This is a genomic window from Flavobacterium sp. HJJ, assembly GCF_015351475.1.
Taxonomy (GTDB): Bacteria; Bacteroidota; Bacteroidia; order Flavobacteriales; family Flavobacteriaceae; genus Flavobacterium; species Flavobacterium marginilacus.
This window is the reverse complement of sequence record NZ_JADKPR010000024.1, coordinates 70995-79567: the sequence shown is the minus strand read 5'-3', so window position 1 is coordinate 79567 and position 8573 is coordinate 70995. Positions and strand designations below refer to the sequence as shown.

Here is an 8573-nt window from a genome sequence, read left to right as displayed (position 1 = left end):
GCCACTGACTGCACAGATTCCCACAGATTTCTTTAAATACCATGTGCTTTTTTTGATGGGAAGGGCTTTACAGTGGAAAGAGGCTCTACTGTTATCCAATAATGAGCGGCTGTACCTGTTCTAATTTTAGTCCTGTGTATAAACAGAATTCTTCGATGCTTATAAACTGATGTTCATTTTTATTCAACTTCTTTTTGATTTCAATAAGAAGCAACCTTGAATATTTATAACTTTTACCAGTAATTATCTGAATGTCCTTTGGATAAATACATACTCTTTTCTGATCTATTTTCATTGATTACGCATAGTTAGTTCTTTTCATAAAAAAAGAAGTTCTGTCTTTTTTTCTTTGACAAAATTGAATGCTTTATTTCATTTTCTTTCCCTATGCGTTTCGTAGTTACGATGAAATTTAACATTTTCCTCCCCCCCAGCCCCTCTCCCAATGTCATTAAGTTAAGAGTTAAATACCTAACAGGTTAAAAAAACCTTTTAGGAAATGCCCATCCTAACAGTTTTTTTTTAACTAAACCACTCTGCACTGAAAGTGCAGAGGTTTGTTTTGACGAGAGACTGAAAGTCTCTCCATTTTAAAAACTTATTTAAAAATATTATCAAAAGTCAAAGATTAGATTTTTTCGCATTACTAAAGTACTGCAATAAATTGCAGGGTTTTAAACCCCGGTCTGAGACCAATAAATGACCACCCCGCCCGTTGGGCACCCCGCCAGAGGAGGGGAATTTTATTTATAAATGAGAGTTTAGTGTTATCGGACAGGCATTTAAATCCATACAAAAATGCAGTACATGTGATTTTGAATGTATCACTTTACTGCATTTTGATTTTCGTAGTTACGAAAAGGTTACGAGTTTTTAGACTTCCTCTTCTTTATTGATTTTTTGTTTGAGGTTGAACGTTAACTCTTCTAAAAACTTAGTTTTACTACTTTTTCTGCTTTTAATTTCGGTGTAGGTTTTGTATATGTTATCTAATTTGATATTAAAAAAATCTTCAAAAGATGCTGTTATAGTATTGATGTCAGCTGCACCATTATTAAGAGAGCCATTGGAGTATAAAGCATAGATTAACTCTGTAATTGCAGTTTTGGGAGCTGTCCATACCAATACTTTGTGTTTCTTTTCTTCGAACATCATTTCATTTCCTGCATTGAGTTTTTGCATTGCTTCACGGATGTAGTGAATAAACCTGTTCATTGCTTTTACTTTAGCCCAAAGCATGTCATGTGAAGTTGAGAATTCAGGATATTGATAATAATCAGTCATTGGTGTAAATGGAAAATTTTTCCGATGATTTCTAGTAAAAAATTGATGATCCAAATAGGTATATCCCTGTTCCATGTAATGGACAAAATCTACGTTGCGGTAAAAGAATTTATTTATTTTCCTCATTTCTTTTTCCAGAAACTCAATCTGATATGATTTCCCTGTTTTAGGTTTTCGCAATTCACAAGACCGAACTTCTGTAAAATAGATTAGGTAGCTCATAGGCAATAACTTGATTTTTTTGAAAAAATCAATTTCTAACGGAATGGTTTCAAAATCATTCTGATCTACTTTTTCTTTTAAAATAGATAAAGTTTTGTTGCATAAATCTATACCCTCACTCGCTTTTTTAAGATGGTTTTCTTCGGCATTAATAATCAATTTGAGTTTTTCATCAAATTCTTCGATATTACTTTTAAACATTTTAATTGTTTTAGGTTATCCTCGCCCCCAGCCCCTCTCCGAGTTGCTTCATTCTTCGCAATGACAGAGGGGAGTTAAGACTTAAAAGATGAACGTTATTAATAAATTTGATATACTTTTAATAATTTGAACGTGTTTTGAAATCATTTTGCAGTGTACCCATCAATTCCATTGAAAAATTATCTCGTGCTTGAATGTAGGCTACTTTTGGAGTTATAACTGCTCCCATTTTTTTCTTTTCGAAAGTTGCAGAGAAGCCAAAATCAATTTTCTTATAGTTGAGTTCCCTAGCTCTCTTTATTGTCTGATACAGCAACTGTCTGTAACTATTAAATTTTAGTGAATAGGCATAATCCATTCCAATCAAGGCGGGTACATATGTGTGTTCCATATTTTTGTAGCAGAACATCACTCCTACTGCTTGTTTCGTGGTTTCTTCTTTTTCATCAGCCTTTAAAAATAAAACTATGAATTCCCAATTCGGATTATTTATCATTTTGATGAATATGTCTATTGGATAAGTAAAAGTGTTTATAGCATGATTATTATTTTTTACATTTTGATATAAGCGATAACAGTGTTCCATTTCGGCAGTTGTTAGTTGATTTTTTATTACTACATGAAAAGCTTTTTCGTACGGTACTACCTCTTCTAAAAAATGACGTTTTGAGCGAGTGGAAAGTGAATTGGAAAACTCCTCCACTGCATTCCATTCTAAGTTTTGTATGCTGCAGGCCTCAGGCATGTTTATCTTTAAGAATCCTTGATTGTGAAAAATTGCATTCAACATTGTGTTTTCTTCAAAATCTCGAAGTACCAGCATGTCTGCATTTAGTTCCTGGTATATTATTTCAACTTTTTCCAGTAAAAGTGCTATGGCTTCTTTTGCTGATGGATGAGATTCATTGATATAACAATGATTTCCTTCTGTGAATAAGCATCCCATAGCCAGTACTTTTGAAGTCAGGTGTAAAGGGTTTTGTTTTCTTGTTTCTTCCAACTGCAGCGATATTGATTCTGGGGCAAGCATATCATCTTTCCAAAGATCATAAGTTAAAAAAGTGGCTAGAACAGGTATATTATTTTCATCTTTAATTATATAATACTGAAAACTCCAGTCATTTTCGGGGCTATTTTTGTTTGAAAAAGCATCTTCTAAAAACTGCAGCCCTTCCCAATCAAATGTGCTTTGTTTACCGAGCAGTGCATTCCAAGCGTTCTTGTCAATATTATTTATTGTTGTTTCATACTGAACTTGTAAAGATGATTTTCTGATTGATTCTTCTTGAAAATATTCATCTTCTTTTATTCCAAATGCCTTGTGTATTTTATATAAGCTATTTTCAGTTTCTTCAAGTACCATCGGTAAGTGCTTTTCCATTGCTTCTACCAATGCTTTTATTTCTTCTTTTTGGTTGTGTCTGGAAAGTGTGATTCGAATCCCAGTGTTTTTTACTGGAACTGCTGGATATATTGCAGGATTTACAAAAAAGCCTTCCTGGAATAAATTCTGTACCAACTTATAGGTTGTTAATGGCATGGCTGTACCTAGAAAGAATACAGGTGAGTCGTTTTGTACTATTATCGGCAGATTCGTTTTAGAAAGCAATTCATTACAATAGTCAATTTTTTCTTTGAGTTCTTTCTGTAAAAGCTGGATTTCAGATGAGAGGTGGATATCTGCTGATGCAATTCCAGCAGCTACTGCCGCAGGTTCCAGCTGGGCAGAAAAAGTAAGCGGTCCTCCAAATATTTTAATTTTTTCTCTTATACGTTCATTGGAACATAGAAATACTGCACCACTTGCACCAAATGTCTTGCTGAGTGTGCCCATAATCATTACATTATCTGGCAGTTCTTTTAGAACACTTACTACATAACCTGTTCCATTTTTACCTTTCCAGCTCATGCCATGAACATCATCAAAGTACAAATGCAATTGTGGATACTTTTTACTTAATTCCATGAGTTCAAGAATAGGAGCATAATCACCAAACATAGAGTAAACCCCGTCTGCCATGTACCAAATTTTATTACATTTTGAAGCAAGTTTTTTGATTTGATGTTCCAGCATTTCAAGATTACTGTGCCTAATCATTTCAACAGGAATCCCTCTTAATTTTAATGTCTGACAGGCATTCTGCACGCTCCAATGGACTTGATGATCCAGAATTACACCATCTTCATCTCTTACTATTGTTGGAATAACAGCTATATGTCCTAGTGTGCTATTTTTGGTTATTATCGGAGGAATACCATACATTAACTCGATTTTGGTTTCCAATTCTGCATACAAAGGATTGGAAATATATGATTTTGATAATGGAAATTGAGTGCCATATTTCCGAATTGCTTCGATACTGGCTTCTTTGAGTCTATCATCTTGTTCCAGACCCAAATAACCAGTAGTTCCAAAGTGGAACATTTCCCTCCCTTTTATTTGAATTGTCCGTCCAGATAAAGCTGTGTTTTCTGCATAAAGATGGAGCACTCCTTCGTTTTTTGCTCCGGTAAAAATTTCATCGACTGTATCAATGAAATTGTTGTGTTTGATTTTTGCCATTTTGTTAGTTCTTTTTTGTTTTTTTTTAAATAGATTTCTAAAAGTCATTATAAAAAATGAAAGTTATTTCATCCAATTCTTTAAAACTCCCAAATTGACAAGTCAAATTCCCGAATTGACAAGAAATACTACAAAATGCAACAAATAATCCCAAATTAGCAACTACTCTAACACTAATTGTTTCTATTTTTGTTAAAATTATAACACATTAAAAACGTAAAACATGATTGCAGCACATGATTTTTATGAAAATGAGTATGCGCGATTTTGGATTGCGGATAAAATTCTCTTTTTTGAATATAAACCCAATACGGTTATCGATCTGAAGGTGGCTACAAGTGTTGTAACCGATAGAATTCATTTTCAAAATGGGAGGCCTTTTCCCGTTTTGTGTGATATACGTGGTATTATCTCAACAGAGAAAGCAGGAAGAGATTATTTAGCTCAATCCGGCTCCATATTGACACTAGCCGTGGGACTTATTATGGATGAAAAAGTATCGCTGACAATTAGTGATTTTTATGTAAAAATCAACAAGCCCACTGTACCCACAAAAATCTTCACTAAACAAGAAGAAGCATTGACTTATTTGAAGGAGTTTATTTAGGAAGAGCAGATCAGAGAGGAAAGATATCATTAGCGTTATTATGGAGAGACCGCATAACAAAGAGCGAATTGTTACTATGCATCAAATGTTGTTTGAGATGGCGCGTGGCAATTTTAATTGCCGTATACCTTTAAGTTCCTATGATGACGAATTGGAAACACTTGTCGTTTTGATTAATATGGTTGCCGAAGAAATGAAAGAATCGATTTTTCAAGTCGGCTACTTTAATACTCATAGGACACATCAATTTATAGCTCAAAACTCTTTTATTTTGGATGCCTCTTTCTCTATTAAAAGTTTTACTCCTGAAGTCATTTCTTTTTTAGGTTATTCAGAATCTGAGCTGATAGGCCAACCTATAGCAGGCATTATTACAGAGACTTCTTTGGAACAACTGCAAAAAGTACTTAATGACGGTATTGCATTACCAATAACTATTGCTTTAGATTTTTTACCTAAAGAACATTTGCCAGTTTCTGTTTCCTGCAGTATTGGAAATCTAATTAATCGTTCGGAAATTATATTAAATCTTGTTACTCCTGTTCGCCAAGATTTCTACAATCCTTTGGCTTACGAGAATGAAAATGAGAAACATAGTAAAACCAGAAAGGCAGATGCACTTTTGATACAGAAACTTTATGATTATATTTTAGCTCATCTTGAAGAACCGCTTCCATCACTAAAAGTTCTTTCATCTACATTTGGCACTAATGAACATAAATTAAAAGATGGTTTTCGTCATTTTTTTAAGACCAGTATTTACCAGTTTTATAATGATGAGCGTTTGAAAAGGGCTTACTTTATGATTGAGATCACAGGGATTCCTTTGAAAAATATTTCGGTTATGAATGGTTTTAATAATTATCCCACCTTTTCAAAGTCCTTTAAAAAACGTTTTGGCTTTTCGCCAAACGAAATGAAGCGTAATGAAGCTGATTTTAGTTCTATGCTGGAAGATTAAAGAAGATTTTTTCTTTTGCCTTGATGCAAAAGAAACAAAAAATCAAGCCTAGAATATTTTTACACCAAAAATCATCGAACGGATTTCCCTATCGCGACCCAGCCGCTCGTGTTTCACACTCGACTCTCGGGTCACTCCCCACCGCCAGCGCGCAAATCCTTATCGTGATTTTAGGCGTAAAAATATAAGGGCGGAAAAGGACGTTTTCATAAGTTGATTTCTGTAATTATTCATGAATATTCTATTACAAGTGGAATTTGCTCCTGCTATTATTTAATCATAATCCGTTTTGGATAAGTATTGCTCCCAATAAGACAAGCGTTATTGTTTTGAAATTCAGAATTTTACTTTGTGGCACTAAAATCTATGAAGCTATGAGAATGAATACCAAAATACACAATCCACTTTTAGAGTTTATTTGCTTACTCTATATTCTGCTTTTTGTTTATGCAGCCGTTAGTAAATTATTGGATTTTGAAAATTTTCAAATACAGCTGGGGCAGTCTCCACTGCTAAGTGCCTACACAGGCTTCATTTCCTATTCGCTTTTGGCTGTGGAATTTACAATCGTCCTGATGCTCGCAATCCCAAAAACACGCTTTATCGGTCTCGTGGCTTCTTTTACGCTTATGGTAATGTTCACACTCTATATCATTGTAATTCTCAATTATTCTTCTTTTGTTCCCTGTTCCTGCGGGGGAATACTCGAACAAATGGGCTGGAAACAGCATTTGATTTTCAATATCGGCTGCACTCTTATAGCGGGAACTGTCGTTTTGATGGGGACAACAAATATAAAACGCACAGCCGTACTGCTGGCAGTTCTTGCTATTTCAAGTACAATTATTGTCACCACTTTATATTTTGCTTCAGAAAATGCAATGCACCGCGAAAATCCGTTCATCCGCCGTTTTATTCAGGGGTCGGCAGCTAAGATAGGCGAAACCGGTTTAAAGAGCAATTCTCACTATTTCGCAGGCATAAATGGCAGTACCCTTTATTTTGGCGATAATCTGGCACCGTTGCACATTGCGGTATACGATACCTCTTTACAAACAAAACGCCATTATAAAATTCAATTGGAAAGGGAAGACTTTCCGTTTCGTTCCGTTCAGGTCCGCATTACACCTCCTTATTTTTATTTGATGGATGGTACTGTTCCTGTTATTTACAAAGGAAACGTCCGCGATTGGAAAGCAAAATTGCTGATGCACAGCAACAATTATTATTTTTCAAAAGCCGAAATAATCAGTCCTGACAAAATCGTATTCCGTGCACAGGAATTACAATCACGAGACAACATACTTGGAACCTTTGACTTCTCGGATTCCCTGCAGGTACAGTATGCCCCTAACCTGCTTCAGAAACAGGCTGACGGCTTCTTTGACACCGATGGCATGATGCAATATGATACTCAATTACAGAAGTTTATTTACGTCTATTATTACAGAAACCAGTTCATAGCGGCAAATAAAAACCTCCAGCTCAGTAATCGGGGACATACCATTGATACTACAGCGCATGCCAATCTCAAAGTGGTTTTTATAAAAGAGACAAGAGAACGAAAACTTGCTTCCATTCCGGCAACTGTCAATCAGCTTATTACTGTTTCGGGGAATTTGCTCTTTGTCAATTCCAAGATTATCGGCCGCTATGAATCAAAAAAAATGTGGAAAAAGGCTTCCATTGTGGATGTCTATAACCTACAGCATAACACTTATGTTTCAAGTTTTTATATCTATAACAGTGGAAATAAAAAAGTACAGTCAATCTTAGTATCTGGAAACACTTTGTATGCCATCATCGGTCACACTATTCACAAATACCGCTTAAGTAAAAAGTTATTCAATATTCACAAACCACCCAATCAGATCAGGGCATCCGCTTTTAAAACTTTTAAATTCAATATACCCAAAGTATCAAAAATGGCACACAGATGACACAGATTTAACGGATTTTGCGCAGACTCCAACTAAATCTTAAACGATTTATTTAAAAAAATACCTTCTAATCTGTTTTATCCTTGGAATCGGTGGCTAATTTAACTGTTTTACAAAATGACAAAGCACTATTTATTTTTTAAAAACGAAATACCCTGCCTATCAGATACACTATAACACCTTAAGAACTATACATACAGCTTTCTCTCCTTCGCTTCACTAGTCCGCTGCCACTCGGGATGAGATAAGCATACAATTTACTGGCCAGTAACAGGACTGAGACTGAAAACCTGTAAAAAAGAGTAAGTCAAATTATTATTATAAATTCTAGTATTATGAAAACAATTGTAAAAGTGATTTTGCCTGTATTGGTATTCACATTGGCGAGTGCTGCAGCGGTCAGCACCCATGAATCAAAAATCAACGATTCAAAAAAAACAGTATTAATTACTGCCTACATCCAGAATCCGTCACCGCAAAGCTGTGAATCCGTTGCAGTAAACTGTTCTACCGTTAACACACAACAGGCTTGTATGACCAGTGAGGCAACGCCAAGACAGGCTTTCGACAAAGACGAAGCAAATGCCTGTAATGTAAACTTGTACAAAATAGTTGAGTAACTCATTCAATTGTAATATGCAGTTTCCAAGGCTGGGAACTGCATATTATTTCCTTATCAACTACAAAACAATTCCGATTATGGTCACAACCACTAACTTTAAACTTTAACTTTTAAACTTTAACTTTTAAACTTTAACTTTTAAACCTGAGTTCTATTATTATTTAAACTATAAA

7 protein-coding genes are annotated in these 8573 nt (G+C 34.9%); 4 read left to right on the top strand and 3 right to left on the bottom strand.

The window, feature by feature from the left end; all coding sequences use genetic code 11:
• Nucleotides 1-91 precede the first annotated feature (91 nt).
• The 3 genes from IRZ80_RS16900 to IRZ80_RS16890 all read right to left on the bottom strand — a co-directional run bounded on the left by IRZ80_RS16900 (nucleotide 92) and on the right by IRZ80_RS16890 (nucleotide 4270).
• Nucleotides 92-295 carry a hypothetical protein gene (locus IRZ80_RS16900; protein ID WP_194642811.1) on the bottom strand — a complete coding sequence of 68 codons (204 nt, stop codon included), beginning with the start codon at nucleotides 293-295 and terminating at the stop codon, nucleotides 92-94.
• A 578-nt stretch (nucleotides 296-873) separates the two neighbouring features.
• Entirely contained in the window at nucleotides 874-1707 is an 834-nt protein-coding gene (locus tag IRZ80_RS16895) for an RteC domain-containing protein (RefSeq protein WP_194642809.1), read from the bottom strand.
• Between the two features lie 118 nt (nucleotides 1708-1825).
• Nucleotides 1826-4270, bottom strand: a complete 2445-nt coding sequence (locus IRZ80_RS16890; RefSeq protein ID WP_194642807.1) for an aminotransferase class I/II-fold pyridoxal phosphate-dependent enzyme — start codon at nucleotides 4268-4270, stop codon at nucleotides 1826-1828.
• A gap of 223 nt (nucleotides 4271-4493) precedes the next feature.
• Here IRZ80_RS16890 and IRZ80_RS16885 point away from each other — a divergent pair, with 223 nt between their 5' ends.
• The 4 genes from IRZ80_RS16885 to IRZ80_RS16870 all read left to right on the top strand — a co-directional run bounded on the left by IRZ80_RS16885 (nucleotide 4494) and on the right by IRZ80_RS16870 (nucleotide 8398).
• Nucleotides 4494-4877, top strand: a complete 384-nt coding sequence (locus IRZ80_RS16885) for a hypothetical protein (protein WP_194642805.1) — start codon at nucleotides 4494-4496, stop codon at nucleotides 4875-4877.
• Between the two features lie 40 nt (nucleotides 4878-4917).
• Entirely contained in the window at nucleotides 4918-5838 is a 921-nt protein-coding gene (locus IRZ80_RS16880) for a helix-turn-helix domain-containing protein (protein ID WP_194642803.1), read from the top strand.
• Nucleotides 5839-6212: 374 nt separating this feature from the next.
• A complete protein-coding gene (locus tag IRZ80_RS16875) occupies nucleotides 6213-7778 on the top strand; it encodes a MauE/DoxX family redox-associated membrane protein (RefSeq protein WP_194642801.1) in 1566 nt (521 codons plus the stop codon).
• A gap of 335 nt (nucleotides 7779-8113) precedes the next feature.
• Nucleotides 8114-8398: a DUF6520 family protein gene (locus tag IRZ80_RS16870; protein WP_194642799.1), complete on the top strand. Its 285-nt coding sequence runs from the start codon at nucleotides 8114-8116 to the stop codon at nucleotides 8396-8398.
• Nucleotides 8399-8573 lie beyond the last annotated feature (175 nt).